The 18,157-nt window shown below is 73.2% G+C and carries 16 protein-coding genes and 2 pseudogenes; 11 read left to right on the top strand and 7 right to left on the bottom strand.

The window, feature by feature from the left end; all coding sequences use genetic code 11:
• Nucleotides 1-24: 24 nt before the first annotated feature.
• The gene (locus V4Y03_RS30070) at nucleotides 25-576 is read right to left on the bottom strand and encodes a DoxX family protein (RefSeq protein ID WP_332436983.1); all 552 of its coding nucleotides are present in this window, start codon (nucleotides 574-576) and stop codon (nucleotides 25-27) included.
• Between the two features lie 211 nt (nucleotides 577-787).
• Here V4Y03_RS30070 and V4Y03_RS30065 point away from each other — a divergent pair, with 211 nt between their 5' ends.
• The 3 genes from V4Y03_RS30065 (at nucleotide 788) to V4Y03_RS30055 (ending at nucleotide 3,384) form a co-directional block, all read left to right on the top strand.
• On the top strand, nucleotides 788-2,164 hold the full coding sequence (locus V4Y03_RS30065; RefSeq protein WP_332436982.1) for a dipeptidase: 1,377 nt from the start codon (nucleotides 788-790) through the stop codon (nucleotides 2,162-2,164).
• 51 nt (nucleotides 2,165-2,215) lie between these two features.
• Complete coding sequence (locus V4Y03_RS30060; protein ID WP_317878063.1) at nucleotides 2,216-2,818, top strand: HdeD family acid-resistance protein; 603 nt, start codon at nucleotides 2,216-2,218, stop codon at nucleotides 2,816-2,818.
• Between the two features lie 143 nt (nucleotides 2,819-2,961).
• Entirely contained in the window at nucleotides 2,962-3,384 is a 423-nt protein-coding gene (locus V4Y03_RS30055; protein ID WP_056562064.1) for a DUF350 domain-containing protein, read from the top strand.
• Between the two features lie 140 nt (nucleotides 3,385-3,524).
• On the opposite strand, the gene V4Y03_RS30050 is transcribed toward V4Y03_RS30055, so the two are convergent.
• Both V4Y03_RS30050 and V4Y03_RS30045 read right to left on the bottom strand, forming a co-directional pair.
• A complete protein-coding gene (locus tag V4Y03_RS30050) occupies nucleotides 3,525-4,004 on the bottom strand; it encodes a hypothetical protein (RefSeq protein ID WP_332436981.1) in 480 nt (159 codons plus the stop codon).
• Nucleotides 4,001-5,437: a WGR domain-containing protein gene (locus tag V4Y03_RS30045; RefSeq protein WP_332436980.1), complete on the bottom strand. Its 1,437-nt coding sequence runs from the start codon at nucleotides 5,435-5,437 to the stop codon at nucleotides 4,001-4,003. The genes V4Y03_RS30050 and V4Y03_RS30045 overlap by 4 nt, the downstream gene beginning before the upstream one ends.
• Nucleotides 5,438-5,613: 176 nt before the next feature.
• Here V4Y03_RS30045 and V4Y03_RS30040 point away from each other — a divergent pair, with 176 nt between their 5' ends.
• Both V4Y03_RS30040 and V4Y03_RS30035 read left to right on the top strand, forming a co-directional pair.
• Complete coding sequence (locus V4Y03_RS30040; RefSeq protein ID WP_332436979.1) at nucleotides 5,614-6,774, top strand: SPFH domain-containing protein; 1,161 nt, start codon at nucleotides 5,614-5,616, stop codon at nucleotides 6,772-6,774.
• Between the two features lie 599 nt (nucleotides 6,775-7,373).
• Nucleotides 7,374-7,721, top strand: a pseudogene (locus V4Y03_RS30035) (M23 family metallopeptidase); the annotation flags it as partial.
• An 84-nt stretch (nucleotides 7,722-7,805) separates the two neighbouring features.
• On the opposite strand, the gene V4Y03_RS30030 reads toward V4Y03_RS30035, so the two are convergent.
• Nucleotides 7,806-9,017: an ROK family transcriptional regulator gene (locus V4Y03_RS30030; RefSeq protein WP_332436978.1), complete on the bottom strand. Its 1,212-nt coding sequence runs from the start codon at nucleotides 9,015-9,017 to the stop codon at nucleotides 7,806-7,808.
• 98 nt (nucleotides 9,018-9,115) lie between these two features.
• Between V4Y03_RS30030 and V4Y03_RS30025 the strand changes: the two genes are divergently transcribed.
• Together V4Y03_RS30025 and V4Y03_RS30020 are read left to right on the top strand one after the other, a co-directional pair.
• Nucleotides 9,116-9,688, top strand: a complete 573-nt coding sequence (locus tag V4Y03_RS30025) for a winged helix-turn-helix transcriptional regulator (protein WP_332436977.1) — start codon at nucleotides 9,116-9,118, stop codon at nucleotides 9,686-9,688.
• Entirely contained in the window at nucleotides 9,685-10,623 is a 939-nt protein-coding gene (locus V4Y03_RS30020) for a ketopantoate reductase family protein (RefSeq protein WP_332436976.1), read from the top strand. The genes V4Y03_RS30025 and V4Y03_RS30020 overlap by 4 nt, the downstream gene beginning before the upstream one ends.
• A 58-nt stretch (nucleotides 10,624-10,681) precedes the next feature.
• Here V4Y03_RS30020 and V4Y03_RS30015 read toward each other — a convergent pair whose 3' ends face one another.
• The 3 genes from V4Y03_RS30015 to xylB all read right to left on the bottom strand — a co-directional run bounded on the left by V4Y03_RS30015 (nucleotide 10,682) and on the right by xylB (nucleotide 13,674).
• Entirely contained in the window at nucleotides 10,682-11,719 is a 1,038-nt protein-coding gene (locus V4Y03_RS30015; protein WP_332436975.1) for a hypothetical protein, read from the bottom strand.
• Nucleotides 11,720-11,871: 152 nt separating this feature from the next.
• Complete coding sequence (locus tag V4Y03_RS30010; protein WP_332436974.1) at nucleotides 11,872-12,102, bottom strand: hypothetical protein; 231 nt, start codon at nucleotides 12,100-12,102, stop codon at nucleotides 11,872-11,874.
• Between the two features lie 81 nt (nucleotides 12,103-12,183).
• On the bottom strand, nucleotides 12,184-13,674 hold the full coding sequence (gene xylB / locus V4Y03_RS30005) for a xylulokinase (RefSeq protein WP_332436973.1): 1,491 nt from the start codon (nucleotides 13,672-13,674) through the stop codon (nucleotides 12,184-12,186).
• A 171-nt stretch (nucleotides 13,675-13,845) separates the two neighbouring features.
• On the opposite strand from xylB, the gene xylA reads away from it, so the two are divergent.
• The 4 genes and pseudogenes from xylA to V4Y03_RS29985 all read left to right on the top strand — a co-directional run bounded on the left by xylA (nucleotide 13,846) and on the right by V4Y03_RS29985 (nucleotide 18,058).
• Nucleotides 13,846-15,015, top strand: coding sequence for a xylose isomerase (gene xylA, locus V4Y03_RS30000; RefSeq protein ID WP_317877766.1), 1,170 nt, complete (start codon nucleotides 13,846-13,848; stop codon nucleotides 15,013-15,015).
• Between the two features lie 223 nt (nucleotides 15,016-15,238).
• Nucleotides 15,239-16,453 (top strand): S8 family peptidase, encoded by a 1,215-nt coding sequence (locus V4Y03_RS29995; protein ID WP_317877765.1) that lies wholly within the window; start codon nucleotides 15,239-15,241, stop codon nucleotides 16,451-16,453.
• Nucleotides 16,454-16,585: 132 nt separating this feature from the next.
• Nucleotides 16,586-17,116: pseudogene (locus V4Y03_RS29990) on the top strand (GntR family transcriptional regulator); the annotation flags it as partial.
• Between the two features lie 294 nt (nucleotides 17,117-17,410).
• Nucleotides 17,411-18,058: a hypothetical protein gene (locus V4Y03_RS29985; protein ID WP_317877764.1), complete on the top strand. Its 648-nt coding sequence runs from the start codon at nucleotides 17,411-17,413 to the stop codon at nucleotides 18,056-18,058.
• Nucleotides 18,059-18,157: the final 99 nt, after the last annotated feature.

Below are 18,157 nucleotides of genomic sequence, written 5' to 3'. Positions count from 1 at the left end.
ACCCTCACGCCTCTTCCGCCGCCGTCAGGCGGATTCCGGCTCCGGCGCGGAGTCCCGCGCGGCCGCCTGCTCGTCGGCGCGACGGCCGACCACGGCCGCCGCGGCGAGCGCGGTGCCGATGAAGGCGGTGGCGACGACCCAGGGGCGGTCGAGGACGTGCCCCGTGGCATGGTCGAGGGAGTAGCGCCCGGCGCCCGTGACACCGATCGCGGCGGCCACGAACCCGAGGAACGCGGGGTACTCGTAGCCGCCGCCCTGCGCGAAGAATCCGGCCGGGGCGTGGACGGCGACGGCTCCCGCCATCGCCCCGGCCGCCGCGGCGCCGGCGGCCGGGGTCGCGAGGCCGAAGGCGAGGAGCGCACCGCCGCCCGCCTCGCCGAGGCCCGCGGCGATCGCGCTCTCCCTGCCCGGCCGGAAGCCCATGGCCTCCATCCCCTTGCTGGTGCCCTCGATGCCGCCCCCGCCGAACCAGCCGAAGAGCTTCTGTGTGCCGTGCGCGGCGAGCACCGCGCCGGTGCCGACGCGCAGGACGAGGAGTCCGAGGTCGCGTCGGTTGGGGTGGGCCTGCTGGGCCATGGGGTTCTCCAGGTGCGGGAGGTGGGGCGGACGCGTACGCCGTCCACTGTCGTCGCCCGCCGCGACCCTCGCCGTCCGGGAGACCGGTCCGATACGCCGTTGGAGTCACCTTTTGCGTCAGTTGTCCGCCGGTGATTGGGTGGGAGGGCCGTAGCCGTCCCGGGGCGTCGTGAGCCGCACCGGGCCGGCGGACCGAGGGAAGTGGGTACGCATGACCGCCGAGTCCACCGAGACCGCAGCCCTGCGGGAGAAGGTCCGGGCGCTGATGCCACGGGCGAAGGAGGACCTGACCGAACTCGTCGCGATGCGTTCGGTCGCCGACCCTCGCCAGTTCCCGCCCGAGGAGTGCGCGAAGACGGCCGACTTCCTCGTCCGGGCCTTCACCGAGGCGGGGCTGCGCGACATGCGGCGCGTCACCACCCCGGACGGCACGGACGCGGTCGTCGGACACGCGCCGGGGCCCGAAGGCGCCCCGACCGTCCTCCTGTACTGCCACTACGACGTGCAGCCGCCGCTGGACGACGACGCCTGGGAGACCCCGCCGTTCACGCTCACCGAACGCGACGGCCGCTGGTACGGGCGGGGCGCAGCCGACTGCAAGGGCAACATCGCCATGCATCTGACGGCCCTGCGCGCGCTCGGCGGTCCCGACGGGCAAGGCTTCCCCGTACACATCAAGTTCGTGGCGGAGGGCTCGGAGGAGCAGGGGACGGCGGGCCTGGAGCAGCTGGTGCCCCTGCAGCCCGACCTCTTCGCCGCCGACACCCTGCTGATCTGCGACACCGGCAACTTCGCGCGCGGTCTGCCCACGACGACCACCTCCCTGCGCGGGCTCACCAATGTCGTCGTCACCGTCTCCACCCTCAAGGGCGCCATGCACTCGGGGATGTTCGGCGGCCCGGCGCCGGACGCGCTCGCCGCCCTCGTCCGCATCCTCGACAGCCTCCGCGACGAGCACGGCAACACGGCGGTCAAGGGCCTGCGGGGCGACGGCGTCTGGGACGGAGTGGACTACCCGGCCGAGCAGTTCCGTACCGACGCGGGCGTGCTCGACGGCGTCTCCCTGGTCGGTACGGGTTCGGTGGCCGACGAGTTGTGGGCGCGGCCGGCCGTGACCGTCCTCGGCATCGACTGCCCTCCGGTGGTGGGTTCGTCGGCCGCCGTGCAGGCGAAGGTCCGGGCCAGGGTCAGCCTGCGCATCCCGCCCGGCATCGATGCCGACGCGGCCCTGCGCGCCCTCACCGACCATCTGACCTCGGCCGCCCCGTGGGGCGCCCGGGTGGAGGTGGAGCCGGAGAGCGCCGGCCAGCCCTTCCGGGCACGCACCGACGGCCCCGCCTACCGGGCCCTCGCGACGGCGCTCCGCGAGGCGTACGGCAAGGACATGGTCCAGTCGGGGCAGGGCGGTTCGATCCCCCTGTGCAACGTGCTCGGCGCCCACTTCCCGGACGCGGAGATCGCCCTGATCGGCGTCGAGGAACCCGGCTGCCTCATCCACGCGCCCAACGAGAGCGTGGACCCCTCGGAGATCGAGCACATGGCACTGGCCGAGGCGCTGTTCCTCAGCACCTACGCGACCCCGCTCTGAGCCCCGCCCCACCACCGCTCCCACCCCTCCACGAAAGGACCGGAACCGTCCATGACACAGACTCATGACCACCCGCAGCGCCAGGACATACCGCTCGGCCCGCTGGGCGCGCTCGCGGGGGCCGCCTGGCAGGCGCTGCTCGTCGCCGGACTCGCCGCGATCGTGCTCGGCGTCCTGGTCCTGGTGTGGCCCGGCACCTCACTGATGGTGGCCGGTGTGCTCTTCGGTCTCTATCTGCTGTTCAGCGGTGTGATGCAGCTGGTCGCCGCCTTCGGTACGCATGTCAGCACGGCCCTGCGCGTCATGGCGTTCATCAGCGGCGCGCTCTCCATCCTGCTCGGCCTGCTGTGCTTCCGGGGCGCGATGCAGTCGATCCTGCTGCTCGCCCTCTGGATCGGCATCGGCTGGCTGTTCCGGGGCATCACCCAGACCGTGGCGGCGGTCTCCGACGCCGGGATGCCGGCGCGCGGCTGGCAGATCTTCCTCGGCATCGTCAACGCGCTCGCCGGCGTCGTGCTCATCGTGTCCCCGCTGGAGTCGGCGGCGGTGCTGATGCTCCTCGGCGGCATCTGGCTGGTGGTCCTCGGCGTGATCGAGATCATCACCGCCTTCCGGGTGCGCTCCCGTGCCAAGACCCTGCCGCCGGGCGTCTGACGGACCGGTCCGCCGCTTCCCGCACCGCCCGCCGCCCGCCCGAATCCCGGGTGGGCGGCGGGCGGTGTTGACGCGTGCGCTACATTTTGCCGGTCCTTGACCACCGATCCCCCGTGATCGCGATCTTCCGGAGCCGGCACCCCATGAGCGACATCGTCAACGGCCTCGGCCGGGCCGGCGCCTACGGCGCCCTCGGCGTGGTCCTGCTGATCCTCGGCATCGTTCTCGTGGACCTGCTGACCCCCGGCAAGCTCGGGCGCCAGATCTGGGAGGACCGCAACCGCAACGCCGCGATCCTGCTCAGCTCGGCCCTCCTCGGCATCGGCGGCATCGTCTTCACCTCGATCTGGACGACGTACGACAACTTCGGCAAGGGCCTCGTCTCGACCGCCGCGTTCGGTCTGCTGGGCCTGGTGATGATGGCGGTGGCCTTCCTGGTCGTGGACCTGGTCACGCCGGGGAAGCTGGGCGCGACGCTGGTCGACCCCGAGCCGCACCCGGCGGTCTGGGTGACCGCCTCCTGCAACATCGCGGTCTCGGCGATCGTCTCCGCCTCGATCGCCTGACACGGCCGGGGGCGGGCTGCCGGGGCACTCGCCTCTCTTCGGTGAGCAACCGCCCGACGCACGAACCTTGTTGGCCAGCAACCGCCCGACGCACGACCCTCGTCCGCGGGTATCCGCCGAACACTCAACCCCCCGGACGCTCAGCCTCCCGTCGGCTCCACCTCCAGGAAGCGTCGTCCGCGCGGCCCCCGGTAGAGCAGGGCCTCCCAGCCGAGCCGCGCCAGGGCCCGTACTCCCTCGCCCAGCGCCGCCGTCTCCTCCTGGGCGGCGCCCGAGCCGGGCGGCCCCAGCCACTCCACCACGGCCGTCCCGGGCCGGTCCCCCGCCCTGACCCGGTATCCGGTGGCGGTCCGCGCCCCCGAGGCGTCCACGGCCGAGGGCGCGAGCCCGCCGGACTCCAGGGCGAGTGCCACCGCACGCACGGGCTGCCGACGCTCCCAGTCGGCGGGCGCGGCCTTCGGGTCGCCTTCCCGGGGCCCGGTCAGCCGTCTGATCTGGAGCAGCCCTTCGAGGGCCGTGCGCAGCTCCCGCGACCGCTGTTCGGTGTCGGCCGGCAGCACCTGCGGGCCGTCGCCGGTGGCGGCCTCGAAGGCGCCCGCGCCCTCGGCGGGTCCGGTCACAGCAGCCGCCGGATGTCGCCGCGGACCCGGTAGAAGCCACCCGCGGCGGCGTGCAGGGCATCGACCACGTACCGCGCGCCGGGCTCCCGGATCGCCCTCGGGAACTGCACGTTCCACGTGGAGTCGTAGCCCTCGGAGAGGACCCGCACCCGGGTCCTGCCCGACTCGGTCAGACACTCCACGACGACCGACCCGGCGGGCACGTCTCTGACGGCGCTCACGGCCGTGACGGTCGTCGCCGGCTCGTACACCGGCAGGGCGGCGGCCAGCTTGATGTCCTTGGCGACCGGGACGGTGCCCTCCTGCGCGGCCTCGATCGCCGCCTCGCCGGCGTCCACGCAGACCAGCGAGCCGTCCGTGGTCACCAGGTAGAGGCGCTCATCGCGGTACTGCATGGAGAGCGCCGAACCGCCGCCCGTACCGAGTTTCCACAGCCGGGTGCCGTCCTCCGCGAAGCAGTAGACGGAGGAGGCCCCGTCGGCCGCGAAGACGAACCGGCCGCCGGGCGAGGTCGCGCAGGAGTACACCGGGCTGTCGCAGGCGTACACCGCCTCGACGCGCCCGTCCTTCTTCGCGAGCCGCTGGACCTTCTTGCGGGCCGTGCCCGCGTAGACGGCGGTGTCCTCCTGCCAACCGAAGAGCACGCCACCCTCGGTGGCCGTGTGCCACAGCTCGCCGCCGCCGTCCGGCGCGTGGGCGGCGACGCCCCGCGTGTCCCCGTAGTACACGGCGTCGCCGTCGGCGCGGACCATCCAGGCGTGCTCGCCCTGGCCGCCGCGCGCCCACTGGTGCTCGTCCTCGTGGTCGATGACGGTGAGCCGGCCCGAGCGGTCGGCCACGTGCAGGACGCCCTCGTGGATGTCGAGCCAGAAGATGTCGACGTCGGTGGCGATGTCGTACGCGGCGAAGGGCAGCTTGGACGAGAGGTCGTAGACCTTGCCGTCGTCGCAGCCGGCGTAGATCCAGAAGTCGTCGGCGACCAGGCACTTGACGCCGTCCGGGAGACTGAACCGGGCCCGCACCTCGCCGGAGCGGTCGAGCGTGAACACGTCCCCCGCCTGGTTGCCCACCCAGCAGTTGTCCTCGTCGACATGAATGCCGAAGGCCGACGAACCGGTCCGGAACCGCCACAGGACGGGGGCGACGGCGCGCGCGGTGGAGGGCGCGGAGGCCACCTCACGGCGCGTCACGGAGCGAGCGGCCCGCTGCCCCCGGACCGCCGGGGCATACCCCTTGCGAACCTTCTCCCCTATCTTCTTCGCGGCCGCCGCCTGGGCCTTCGCCGCCGTGGGGAACGTGGAGCACTGGGTCTGCCCGGCCGTGCCGATGCGGCCGTAACGGACCGACACCGCGAGGTCCTCGACGGTCACTTCGTAGAACTTGTGGGCACCGCCGTCGTCCTGCGACAGCTCCAGATAGGTCGTCGTCGTCATGCCGAGAACAGTACGGACCCCCACTGACAACGACCCTCCGTAACCCCTGGGCCAAGGGACCAAAGTCCCGGACATTCAGGACCTTTGTCGCGGCAATCCGGACATTCACCCCTGTAACGATGGTGCGTGAAGATCATCCGACGTGCCGTCATCTCCCGTTCGGCCGGAAGGGCCTCATGACCGAGCTACAGAAGCGGCCCCTGCCCGTCCGCATCCGCCGGCCCGCGGACGGCATACCCATGAACGACCTCTTCCGGTCCGAGAACGTCACCGCGACCGCGACCGAACCCCTCACCGCATCCGTCACCGCGGCCATATCCGCATCCGCGCCCGCACCCACGCCGGGACCCGCGTCCACGACCGTCACCACGGCGCCCGCACGCCCGCACGCTCCCACCAAGCCGTCCCCCGCCCCCACCCGCACCGCCGCGCCGGACACCCGCCCCCGGCGTCCGCCGCCCGGCGACCCCGACCTCGTCGAGCGTCCCGGTCCCGCGCTCCCCGGCTGGGTCGCCGTCCTCACCGGGCTGACCGCCCTCGCGGGCGCCGCCGCGGCCCTCTGGCGGGCCCGCCCGCTGCGCCACGTCGAACTGCTGCCGTGGGAGTGGGCCGCGCTCGCCTGCTGCGCCGTCGTGGCCGTCGTCTCCTTCGGCGGCCTCACCCGTGGACGTACCGGCTCCGCCTGGGTGCTCTCGCTGTTCGGCCGCTACCGGGGCAGCGTGCGGCGCACCGGTCTCGTCTGGATCAGCCCGTTCGTCCTGCGCCGTCGCATGGACGTACGGCTGCGGCACTGGCGCAGCGAACCCATCTCCGTCGTCGACGCCGAGGGTTCGGCGCTGCGCGTGGTGGTGCTGGTCGTCTGGTCGGTACGGGACACCGCCCGCGCGCTGTTCTCGGTGGACGACCACCTCGGATATCTGCGCGAACAGGTGGAGGCGGCGACCGCGCGCGTCCTCTCCCAGCTGCCCGCCGACGCCTTCCGGGGCGACGCGCCGACGCTGCGGGACGCCGAGGCGGTGGGTGACGCGCTCACCCGCATGCTCGCGGCCGAGTGCAGGCCGGTCGGCATCGCCGTCTTCTCCGCCCAGCCGACCCGGATCGAATACGCCCCCGAGGTCGCCGCCGCCATGCGACGGCGGCAGATCGCCGCCCTGGACGCCAAGCACCGGGACTCGGTGCTCACCGGGGTCATCGACGCCGTGGACGACACCGTCACGCGGCTGACCACACGAGGTCTCGTCGAACTCGACGACTTCGAACGCCAGGCCCTGGTCAAGGACTTGACCGTGGCCTTCTACACCCGGAGTGGCGGACCGGCCGACCCGAATCAGGAGTGAAGAGGATCGTGGAAACCCCCGCATTCACCGATGAGATACCCCTGGACTGCCGCTGCGCCGGCTGCGCCGACGCCGCCCGCGCCGCCTCGGCGGGCGGACCGGGCGGGACGGCCCTGCACGGGGTGCGCCGCGCGGTGGTCGCGACGGTCGGGGCGGTCGCCCTGGCCGGCGCGGGCGCGGGAACGGCCGCCGCCGAACCCGCCCCGGCGCACGCAGGCTGGGACGGCTCGAAGTACTGGTTCCGGAACGCGGCCGGCGAGTGGCGCTGGACCAGCCACGCGAGCACCTACGAGCGGCGCACCGGAGCCTCCGCCGCCGCCCCGGCCCGGAGCGGCCGGACCGGCGAGCCGGTGTTCCGGGGGCGGCAGGGCTGGGATGCCCAGGACCGCGTCTACTGGTACAGGTCCGGGGGCCACTGGTACTGGACGGGGCACGCCTCGAAGTACGAGCGGCGGACCGGCCTGCCCGCCGGCGCGGGGAAGCCCGCGCACACGCCGAAGCCCGCGCAGCCGACCGGGCAGACCCCGCCGTCCGGCTCCTCGCGGGGCTGGACCTCGCCGGTCTCCTCGCACGTATACACCGGGTACTACCGCCAGCCCGGCTCCTGGTCGAAGGGCTACCACACGGGGCAGGACTTCGCCGTGCCGACGGGGACGACGGTCCGCGCCGTCGGTCCCGGCCGGGTGGTCACCGCCGGTTACGGGCGCTCGTACGGCTACGAGGTGGTGATCCGTCACCCGGACGGCCGCTACACCCAGTACGCCCACCTGTCCCGTATCGACGTGTCGCCCGGCCAGAGCGTCTCCGGCGGGCAGCGGATCGCCCGCTCCGGGGCGACCGGGCGGGTGACGGGCCCGCATCTGCACTTCGAGGTGCGGACCTCGCCGTACTTCGGCTCCGAAATCGACCCGCTGGCCTATCTGCGGAACCACGGCGTGCCGGTCTGAGCGACCGCCGGACGGCCGGTCGGGCACGATACCGACCGGCCGTCCGGATGGCCGGGCCCGAGACCAAAGGGTTCTGAGGCCGCGTCAGGCCCCCGTGCCCTTCGCGTACGCCAGCGGGTCGGCCAGCACGTCATGGAGGACGAGCGCCGCCGCGCCCCGGGAGGCATCGGTGGCGGTGGAGGCGGGGCGCAGGCGGTCCGTGGCCGGGCTCCAGAGGCCGGAGACGACTCGGGCGGACAGCTCCTCCGTCAGCGCCGGGGCCAGCCACGGCATCAGCTGCGGGTAGATGCCGCCGAGGACCACCGCCTCGGGGTCGAGGAGGTTCACGGCGCCGGACAGGGCGCGGCCGAGCATCCGGCCCGCCTCGGCGAGGGCGGCGAGCGCGCGCGGGTCCCCCGCCTCGGCGCGCTCCGCGAGGACGGGTACACCGGTGACCCCGGCCGCCCGGAGCAGGGCCGCCTGTCCGGCGTACTGCTCCAGGCAGCCGCGCGAGCCGCAGCGGCAGCGGGGGCCCTCGGCGTCGACGACGAGGTGCCCGATCTCGCCGGCGAAGCCGTGAGCGCCGCGCAGGAGTTCGCCGTGGACGACGATCGCGCCGCCGACGCCGATCTCGCCCGTGAGGTGCAGGAAGGTGCGGAGGTCGCCGAGCGTGCCGAACCACAGCTCGGCGAGGGCCGCCATGTTCGCCTCGTTGTCGGAGGTCAGGGGGAGGCCTTCGGCGGCGGGGCGCAGCGCGGTGAGGGCCGCGGCGAAGAGGCGCTCGGCGGCGACCTCGTGCCAGCCGAGGTTGGGGGCCTCGCGGACGGTTCCGCCGGAGACGAGGCCGGGCAGGGCGAGTCCGGCGCCCGCCGGGACGAGGCCCCGTCCGGCCGCCGTGTCGAGGGCCTCCGCGGCGATGCGGGCTGCGCGGGCGAGGACCTCGGAGGCGTCGGCCGCGCGGTTGTCGAGGCGTTCGGTGCGGCGGACCCGGTCGGTTCCGGTCAGGTCGACGACGCACACGGTGACGTAGTCGACGTTGATCTCGACGCCCAGGCCGGCGGGGCCGGTGTCGGCGGGCTTGAGGACGGTGCCCGGCCGTCCGGCCTGCCCGCTGAACGTCTTGCCCGACTCGACGAGGAGTCCGAGGTCGAGCAGTTGCTCGACGAGGGAGGAGACGGCGGGCCGGGTGAGGCCGACACGGGCGGCGACGGCCGCGCGCGTGGTCTCGCCCGCGTCGTGGACGGTCCGCAGGACGAGGCTCAGATTGTGCCTGCGCACTCCCGACTTGTCGGCCTTGGGCTCCGTGGGCTGGTTCATGGTGAGCGAGAGCCTAGTCGCCGCTTTCGCCCACCCGGAAACGATCAGGTCCACAAAACAGTTCAGTGACCGAACTCTTCTGCGCTAGCCTTCCCGCCATGACGCTTCCGCGCGACTACCGCGGCCAGACCTGCGCCCTCGCCCGCTCGATGGAGATCGTCGGCGAACGGTGGACGCTGCTGATCCTGCGCGACGCCTTCTACGGGGTCCGCAGGTTCGGCGAGTTCGCCGCGCACCTCACCGTGCCCCGGGCCGTGCTCGCCGACCGGCTCACCACCCTCACCGGGGCGGGCGTCCTGGAGCGGCGTCCCGAGACGGGCACCGGCCGCCGCGAGGTGTACGTGCTCACGCCGAAGGGCGTCGCGCTCTGGCCGGCCGTCCGCGCGCTCACCGCCTGGGGCGAGGAGTTCTACGCGCCGGGTGGCGGCGGCCCGCGCCGGATCTTCCTGCACTCCGGCGACGACGCGCCGCTCGACACGGACGGCAGGTGTACGGGCTGCGGCGCGGCCGTGCCCGTCGCGGACGTCCTGGTCGCCCCCGGCCCCGGGCTCGCCCCCTCGACCCCGGACGACGACCCGGTGACGGCCGCGCTCACCCGGCCGCACCGGTTGCTCCTTCCCCTGCTCACCCACGCGCCCGCGGGGCGCTCCACGAGAGGTTCACAGCCATGAGGATCCTGGTCGTCGGCGCCGGTGCCACCGGTGGCTACTTCGGTGCCCTGCTCGCCCGCGCCGGACAGGACGTCACCTTCCTGGTCCGTCCGGCGCGCGCGGCGGTGCTGCGCGAGCGCGGGCTCCGGGTCGTCGCCCGTGACGAGGAGTGGGCCCTGACGCCCCGCCTGGTGACCGCCGACGCGCTCGACGCGCCGTACGACGTCGTCCTCCTGTCGGTGAAGTCCATCGGTCTGGACGGGGCGATCGAGGACGTGGCGCCGGCCGTCGGTCCGGACACGGTGGTCGTGCCACTGCTCAACGGCCTCGCCCACCTGGACGCCCTCAACGCCCGCTTCGGCGCCTCGGCCGTCCTCGGGGGCGTGGCGAAGGTCGTCACCTCGCTCGACGAGGACGGTGCCATCCGCCGGTTCGCCCCGCTGGCCCACCTTGCGCTCGGTGAGCAGGACGGTACGGACTCCGCGCGCGTGGCAGCGGTCCGTACGACGCTGGGCACGGCGGGAATCGCGTCCCCCGTGCCGGGGCACATCGTGACGGCGATGTGGCACAAGTGGGTGTTCATCACCACCCTGGGCGCGGTGACGAGCCTGATGCGCGGCACGGTCGGCGATGTGTACGACGTGCCGGGCGGTCCTGTCCTGGGTCCGGCGCTGCTCGACGAGGCGGCGGCGGTCGCCGCGGCGGCCGGCCACCCCCTGCCGGAAGCGGAGCGGGCGGCCACGCTGGCCGCGGTGTCCGCGTCCGGGTCGCCGATGGTGCCGTCCCTCTACCGCGATCTGACGGCCGGCCGGCCCACGGAGGTCGAGCACCTCTTCGGTGACCTCACGGACCGGGCGCGCGCTCTGGGCGTGGCGACTCCGCTCCTCGATCTGGCGACCCTGCATCTGCGGGTGCACCAGCGCCGGGTGACGGCGGCGGCGACCGGCGGGGCCTGAAGGACGCCCCCGGCGGCGCCCCTCGGACAAGGCCCCGGGGCGCGCCGACTCGCCGTACTCACGATTGCTCCCCCGCCCAGTACGCGGCCCGCACCTCTCCCTCCGCGAAGTCACGGCGCGGCAGGCACAGGCCGAGGGACTCCTCCAGCGCATGGAAGTACAGCTCGAACGTGCTGGTCAGTTCGGGGTGGTCCAGCTCGGCGCGGCGCACGGCGCGGTTGAGGAAGTCCAGTTCGCCGCCCCGCAGACAGGGAGCACGACCGCGCTCGTACCAGATCAGCTCGAGCACGCCCCAGTCGTCGTCGACGCGGCGTCCGTCCCTAATGTAGTCGAGGGTGTAGATGGCCTTCGCCGAGGTGGCGGTCAGCCACACGCTCTCCTTGATCCCGAGCGCCGCGTACGCCTCCTTGTCGGCGAAGGCGCCCGGCGGGCTCTCGTGGTGCAGCAGGAACGTCCACTCTCCGGCCCGGCCGAAACAGCAGCTCTCCCACTGGCGGTCCCAGTGGGCCCTGCCGCCGTCCAGGGCCTGCAGGTCCTTCAGCCGCGTGCCGGCCGCGACCTGAGCGGGATCGGCCCCGTACAGCAGGGCCAGCCGCTCGGAGTCGACGGACTCTCCGGGCGCCGCGCGGAAGAAGGCCAGGGTGGTGTACGGGTCCTGGTCACGCCAGGAGCCCGCTATCCAGGCGAGCCCCTCCAACGGGTCGCGCCCGCACGCCTCGACCGTCCCCGACCCGTCCAGGCCACCACTGCGGAACCGTCTGCCCCACGCCGGATCGATCCGCTCCAGCGCGTCGGCCACCTCTTCGACGCTGCCGCCGCGGCGGCACATCACGGCCTCGGCGATCAGGTAGACAGCTTGGTCGAGATCGCGGGTGGCGAAGGACTCCCGGTAGGGGCCGTCATGGCCGCGCACCGTGCCGCCCTCGTCCAGCAGCAGCCACAGCTCGCCGTCCTCCGCCCCCTCGGCACGCCCGGCCCACTGCTCCAGCTCGTCGCGCGAACGCGCCACGGGAGGCAGCCCCACCTCGTGGAGCAGGGCGTGTCCGGTGGCCGTCCGCTCCCAGGCCCCCGCGAGTGTCCGCTCGGTGATCTCCATGCCGTCAGCATAGGAAGGGGCACTGACAACCGTCCGGCCCTCTCGGCTCCCCTGGGGCCTGTCGTCGAACTCCCGCCTGCCCCACGACGCCTGGCACGCGCTCTCGCCGCAGGGCCGCCCTTCGGGCGACGACGGGAGTTCGACGCCTGGCCCTAGCTACGACCGCCTCTCCGGCTGTACGTGTCGCTCGCCGTGGGGGTCGAGTTGTGGACGGCGGTGGCGGCGAAGGACACCCGGTCCTGCTGGGCCTGAAGGCGGGCCTGCTGCTCCACGAGCAGGCCCTCGGCCGTCTCCGTCGGCGCGCCGTTCCTGCGCATCAGCAGGACGATCATGAACGCCCCCACCGCGCCGAAGATCCCGAACAGCACCAGCAAAGCCACCACTTGGACCTCCCCCGTCGTTCCCGTCAGGGTAGACGTCCGGTGCCCTACGGCACCAGCTCCGGGCCGCGCCCACGACACGCCTCACCCGCCCGACCCGCCCAGCAGCCTCGGCGCGGCGGCGGACAGGACTCCCTCGACGCGGTCCCAGGTCGCGGAGTCGCGGGTGACCGGGGGCAGGACCTCGCCCGCTCCCGTACCCCAGGCCGTCGCCAGGGCCACCGGGTCGGCGCCCGTCGCCGCCCCGGCCGCGAGGGCCGCCGCGCCGAGGGCGACGAGTTCGTCGGCGGTGGGGACGACCAGGGGCCGGCCGGACAGCCGGCGGACGGTCTCGGTCCAGGTCCGGCCCCGTGCGCCGCCGCCGATCAGGCGCAGCGGCCTGTCCCGTACGGAGGGTTCGGCGGGGTCGAGTCCACAGGCGGCGAGGAGTTGGTCGAGGGCGCGCAGCACGGTGAAGGCGGCGCCCTCGTAGGCGGCGCCGAGGACGGCCCGGGGGTCCGTGCCGTGCCGGAGGCCGGTGACAAGACCGGCGGCGTGGGGCAGGTCGGGGGTGCGTTCGCCGTCGAGGTACGGCAGGACGACGACCTCCCCGCCGGGCGCCGCGTCCTCCCGGTCCAGGCCGAGCAGTCCGGCGAACCGGTCGACGGCGACAGTGCAGTTGAGGGTGCAGCCGAGCGGCAGGTAGGTGCCGTCGGTGGCGGCGAAGCCGGCGAGTCCGGGGTCGGCCGGGCGGGCGCGGGTGGCGGCGAAGACGGTGCCGGAGGTGCCGAGGCTGACCACCGGGTGGTCGAGGAGTCCGGCGCCGCCGAGGCCAAGGCCGATGGCGGCGGCCATGTTGTCGCCGGTCCCGGCGGCCACGGCGACCGTACGGGGCAGCCCGAGAGCTTCGGCGGCGGCCGGGGTGAGGGTGCCGACGCGGGTGGCGCCGCCGGGGGCGACGGTGGGCAGCAGGGCCGGGTCGAGGCCGATGAGGTCCAGGACGCCGGGGTCGTACGTGCCGTCGGCGGTCCCGTACCAGCAGGTCCCCGAAGCGTCTCCGGGGTCGGTCACGGCGAGTCCGGTGAGGCGTTCGGTGAGGAAGTCGTGCGGGAGGCGGACCCCGGTGGCGGCCTCCGCGTGGCGGGGTTCGTGCTCGCGCAGCCACTGCCATTTGGCGGCGGTCACGGAGGCGACGGGGACCGAGCCGGTGCGTTCGAGCCAGCCGTCGGGGCCCCCGAGGCGGGTGGCGAGGGCGGCGGCCTGAGGGGCGGAGCGGGTGTCGTTCCAGAGCAGCGCGGGGCGCAGGGGGCGCCCGTCCGAACCGAGGGCGACGAGGCCGTGCTGCTGTCCGGCGACGGCGATGCCGGTGACGGATCCGGCCGGGAGGCCGGTGTCGCGGACGGCGGCCCGGACGGCCGTGACGAGGGCGGTCCACCATTCCTCGGGGTCGCTCTCGCGGGCGCCGGAGGTGCCGGCGACGGTGTGCGGGGCGCGGCCGAGGGCGAGGAGTTCGCCGGTGTCGGCGTCGACGGCGACGGCCTTGGCGGACTGCGTGGAGCTGTCCACGCCGATCACGACGGAGCGGCTGGTGGGCACGCCGTCACCTTTCTCTCGGCTCGCGGCTCGATGCTCATCGGACGCCGCCATTCGGACGTCGGGCATCGGCTCGCGGAGCGACTCGGTCGGTCGGGTCTGGCGCCGGGCGGCCCCTGTCCCGTATTAGTTATCTCAGAAAACAAATCCGACGGCCAGTACCAGGGAGACACCATGACGGAGCGCTTCTCACCCACCCCCGAGAACCGTTTCACCTTCGGCCTGTGGACCGTGGGATGGCAGGGCCGCGACCCCTTCGGCGACGCCACCCGTCCGGCCCTCGACCCCGTCGAGACGGTCGAGCGGCTCGCCGCCCTCGGCGCGTACGGCGTCACCTTCCACGACGACGACCTCATCCCCTTCGGCGCCCCGGAAGGCGAGCGCGACGCGGCCGTCAAGCGGTTCCGCGCCGCACTCGACCGCACCGGACTCGCGGTGCCGATGGCCACCACGAACCTCTTCACCCACCCCGTCTTCAAGGACGGCGCCTTCACCGCCAACGACCGGGACGTACGCCGCTTCGCCCTCCGCAAGACGCTCCGCAACATCGACCTCGCCGTCGAGCTCGGCGCGAGCGTCTACGTGGCATGGGGCGGCCGGGAGGGCGCCGAGTCCGGTGCGGCGAAGGACGTCAGGGTCGCCCTCGACCGGCTCAAGGAGGCCTTCGACCTGCTCGGCCAGTACGTCACCGAGCAGGGCTACGACCTGCGCTTCGCCATCGAGCCCAAGCCGAACGAGCCGCGCGGCGACATCCTGCTGCCCACGATCGGCCACGCGCTCGCCTTCATCGAGCGCCTGGAGCGCCCCGAACTCGTCGGCGTGAACCCGGAGACCGGCCACGAGCAGATGGCCGGACTGAACTTCCCGCACGGCATCGCGCAGGCACTGTGGGCGGGCAAGCTCTTCCACATCGACCTGAACGGCCAGTCGGGCATCAAGTACGACCAGGACCTCCGCTTCGGGGCGGGCGACCTGCGCCAGGCGTTCTGGCTGGTGGACCTGCTGGAGTCGGCCGGCTACGAGGGCCCGCGCCACTTCGACTTCAAGCCGGTGCGCACGGACGGCACCGACGGGGTGTGGGAGTCCGCGAAGAACTGCATGCGCAACTACCTCGTCCTCAAGGAGCGCACGGCGGCCTTCCGCGCGGACCCGGACGTCCGCGGCGCCCTGTCCGCCTCCCGGCTGCCCGAACTCTCCGTCCCCACGGCCGCCGACGGTCTCGCGGGGCTGCTCGCCGACCCGACGGCGTACGAGACCTTCGACGCGGACGCGGCGGCGGCCCGCTCGATGGCCTTCGAGCACCTCGACCAGCTGGCCCTGGAACACCTCCTCGGCGTTCGCTGAGACCGGCGGCCCGGGCCGGCCGCCCTGCGACACCCCATCACCGAAAGGTGAGTTGCACGGAAGTGTCCCTTTTCTTTCCAAGAAACCTTGGCGAGAAGGTCATGGATCTGTGAAGGCCCTTTGATTTGCACTCGTCAATCGGTCAGGGTTTCGAGCAGGCCGCCGAAGAGTTTCCCGTCGGCGGCCCAACCCCCCACAAATCCTGACGAGAAGAGGCCATTTCATGGCAACTCACAAGCGTGCCCGCACCCTCAGGAACACCCTCGCCGTCGCGACTGCGATCGTTGCGGCGGCGGGCGTGACCGTCGCCGTCGGCCCGTTCGCCGGGGCGAGCCCGGCGCCCGCCGAGGGGACCGTCTACGGCCTCGGCGCCCAGAACGCCGTGGCGGGCAGCTATGTCGTCCTGCTCGACGGAAAGACCGACAAGGCCGGGAAGTCCGAGCTGGCGAAGGAGTACGGCGGCACCCTGCGCCGCAGCTACGACTCCAGCGTCAACGGATTCTCCGTCAACAACCTCACCGAGACAGAGGCCAAGCGGCTCGCCGCCGATCCCTCGGTGGCGAAGGTGGTCCAGAACCGCACCTTCCACATCAGCGCCACCCAGGAGGACCCGCCGTCCTGGGGCCTGGACCGCGTCGACCAGACCGACACCGCCGGGGACCGGAAGTACACCTACCCCGACGCCGCCGGCGAGGGCGTCACCGCGTACGTCATCGACACCGGAGTCCGCGTCAGCCACCAGGACTTCGGAGGCCGCGCCTCCGACGGCTTCGACGCCGTCGACAACGACGGGACCGCCCAGGACGGCAACGGCCACGGCACCCACGTCGCCGGCACCATCGCGGGAACCGGCCACGGCATAGCCAAGAAGGCGAAGATCGTCGCCGTCCGCGTCCTCGACGACAACGGCTCGGGCACCACCGAGCAGGTCATCGCGGGCATCGACTGGGTCACCGAGAACCACCAGGGCCCGTCCGTCGCCAACATGAGCCTCGGCGGCGGCGCCGACCCCGCCCTCGACGAGGCCGTCAGGAAGGCCATCGCCTCCGGCGTCACCTTCGGCGTCGCCGCCGGAAACGAGTCCTCCGACGCCGGGCAGGGCTCCCCCTCCCGCGTCACCGAGGCCATCACCGTGGCCTCCTCCACCGAGGGCGACCAGCAGTCGAGCTTCTCCAACTTCGGCTCGGTCGTGGACCTCTACGCCCCCGGCTCGGAGATCACCTCCGACTGGAACGACAGCGACACCGGCACCAAGACCATCTCCGGCACCTCCATGGCCACCCCGCACGTGGTCGGCGCCGCCGCCGTCTACCTCGCCGGCCACCCGGACGCCACCCCCGCCCAGGTCGCGGACGCCCTCGTCGGCGGAGCCACCTCCGACAAGATCGGCAACGCGAGCCCCGGCACCGCCAACAAGCTCCTGAAGATCGTCGAGTAACCGCCGGAGCACCGGACACCACGGCCCGTTCCGCCCCTTCCCGGGGGCGGGACGGGCCGCCGCCCTACGCGAGGGCGGTAGCCGTACGACGTCGCACGCAAGGCGGCCGCGCCGCAGAAACCGCTTGCGCGAGGCATTGACGAAACACCAACGCCCCATTGGCTTCATACCCTCAAGACCCTCGCGGGCAGCGGGCTCGTGGTGCTGAGCCAGCACAAGGGCGTCACGGTCCGCACCGTCGACGCGGAGACCGCCCGCGCCGTCTACGACGTACGACTCCTCCTGGAACCCGAGGCGGTGCGCCGCGCCGTCGTCTCCCGAGCACCGCTCGACCCGGCGCACGAGGCCCTGCTGCGCGCCGCCTGCGCCGAAGACCCGGCCGAACGGTCCCTGGCCAACCGGGAGTTCCACCGCGCGCTCCACCTGCCCTGCGGCAACCCGCTGCTCGGCCGGATGCTCGACGAGGTCCGCGACCAGGCCGCCCTGGTCTCCAGGGTCGCCTGGGCCGCCGTCCCCTCCTGGGAGCGCGAGGCCGCCGAACACGAGGAGATCCCGCGGCCGGCCCTCGCGGGCGACGTCGACGGGGCAGGCCGTGCCGTGCACGACCGCATCGCCTCGTTCGTCGAGCGCGCCTTCCCCACTCCGCCCTGGACAGCGGATGAGCACGCGGCAGGCCCCGGGCGGTTCGAGACGATGAGGGCCGCGCTCGCGGACGTCGTGGCCATCCCGGTCACCCCGTTCGCCGAGGACGGCTCCGTGGACAGCGCCACCCAACTTCCTGGGCCGCTACCTGTCCAACATAGCCGCCAGCGAGCCCGCCCAGGGCCTGCGGCCCCTTCACGACCCGGACGAGGCCGACCCCGCGGACGAGAACCAGGAGGAGGGCTGATCCGAGGTGTCCCGCGCAAGGCGCCCGCTCCCCCCGAACCTGTCACAGGCTGCCAGTAGCCTCTCGCCATGCAGACAACGCTAATGATCTACGACGGCTCCGCACCGGCCGATTCCGACGTCCCTCGTACCGGGGGCGTGCCGCTGGCTCCTGCCGGATTCGCCTGGCCCCTGTGCGGCTGCGGGGGACCGCTTCAGTTCTTCGCCCATCTCCCCGTCGAGGACGGTGTCCTGTCGGTGTTCCTGTGCCAGAACGACCCCGGGGCGTGTGAGTTCTGGGACGCGAGTTCCAGCGCGAACAGGGTCTATCTGTTTCCCCGGGAGGAACTGCGGCCGGTAGCCGTACCCGAGGCGGGACTGACGCTGCTGCCCGCCACCTCGGCCATCCGCACCCACGTCGTGACGATCGACCCCGAAGATGCCTGTGACGAGGAAGGGATCGAGCCTGACGCCTACGACCTTGCCCGCTCGGGATGGAAGTGGGAACCCGAAGAACGATTCGGGAAACAGCGCGAAGTGCTCGGGTCGCTCGGAGGCAGTCCCTCCTACCTTGAGGACGACCGCCTTCCCATGTGCCCCTCCTGCACCGGCACCATGGAGTTCGCGGCACACCTGGAGGAGGGGACAACCTGGGAGACCGCGATGAACCTCGGCGGTCAGCTGGGCTACGTCTTCGTCTGCCGCCCTTGTCGCGAGGGAGCCTTCCTCACGGGCTGAGGGCCACCCGCGAGGGGCACTGACGGTGATGCTGTCGCCGCTGCGGCGGCCACTGACCGTCGACATCGCGGATTTCCAACGGGCTGCCGGAAGGCGCTC

Origin of the sequence: Streptomyces sp. P9-A4 (assembly GCF_036634195.1) — a bacterium.
GTDB lineage: Bacteria > Actinomycetota > Actinomycetes > Streptomycetales > Streptomycetaceae > Streptomyces.
The sequence above is the reverse complement of the archived record's forward strand: the minus strand, read 5'-3'. Positions and strand labels throughout refer to the sequence as shown.

Excerpts from the sequence above, each read along its gene's own strand:
- V4Y03_RS30070 (WP_332436983.1), bottom strand. The coding sequence starts at position 576 with ATGGCCCAGCAGGCCCACCCCAACCGACGCGACCTCGGACTCCTCGTC.
- V4Y03_RS30065 (WP_332436982.1), top strand. The coding sequence starts at position 788 with ATGACCGCCGAGTCCACCGAGACCGCAGCCCTGCGGGAGAAGGTCCGG.
- V4Y03_RS30060 (WP_317878063.1), top strand. The coding sequence starts at position 2,216 with ATGACACAGACTCATGACCACCCGCAGCGCCAGGACATACCGCTCGGC.
- V4Y03_RS30055 (WP_056562064.1), top strand. The coding sequence starts at position 2,962 with ATGAGCGACATCGTCAACGGCCTCGGCCGGGCCGGCGCCTACGGCGCC.
- V4Y03_RS30045 (WP_332436980.1), bottom strand. The coding sequence starts at position 5,437 with ATGACGACGACGACCTATCTGGAGCTGTCGCAGGACGACGGCGGTGCC.
- V4Y03_RS30040 (WP_332436979.1), top strand. The coding sequence starts at position 5,614 with ATGACCGAGCTACAGAAGCGGCCCCTGCCCGTCCGCATCCGCCGGCCC.
- V4Y03_RS30030 (WP_332436978.1), bottom strand. The coding sequence starts at position 9,017 with ATGAACCAGCCCACGGAGCCCAAGGCCGACAAGTCGGGAGTGCGCAGG.
- V4Y03_RS30025 (WP_332436977.1), top strand. The coding sequence starts at position 9,116 with ATGACGCTTCCGCGCGACTACCGCGGCCAGACCTGCGCCCTCGCCCGC.
- V4Y03_RS30020 (WP_332436976.1), top strand. The coding sequence starts at position 9,685 with ATGAGGATCCTGGTCGTCGGCGCCGGTGCCACCGGTGGCTACTTCGGT.
- V4Y03_RS30015 (WP_332436975.1), bottom strand. The coding sequence starts at position 11,719 with ATGGAGATCACCGAGCGGACACTCGCGGGGGCCTGGGAGCGGACGGCC.
- xylA (WP_317877766.1), top strand. The coding sequence starts at position 13,846 with ATGACGGAGCGCTTCTCACCCACCCCCGAGAACCGTTTCACCTTCGGC.
- V4Y03_RS29995 (WP_317877765.1), top strand. The coding sequence starts at position 15,239 with ATGGCAACTCACAAGCGTGCCCGCACCCTCAGGAACACCCTCGCCGTC.
- V4Y03_RS29985 (WP_317877764.1), top strand. The coding sequence starts at position 17,411 with ATGCAGACAACGCTAATGATCTACGACGGCTCCGCACCGGCCGATTCC.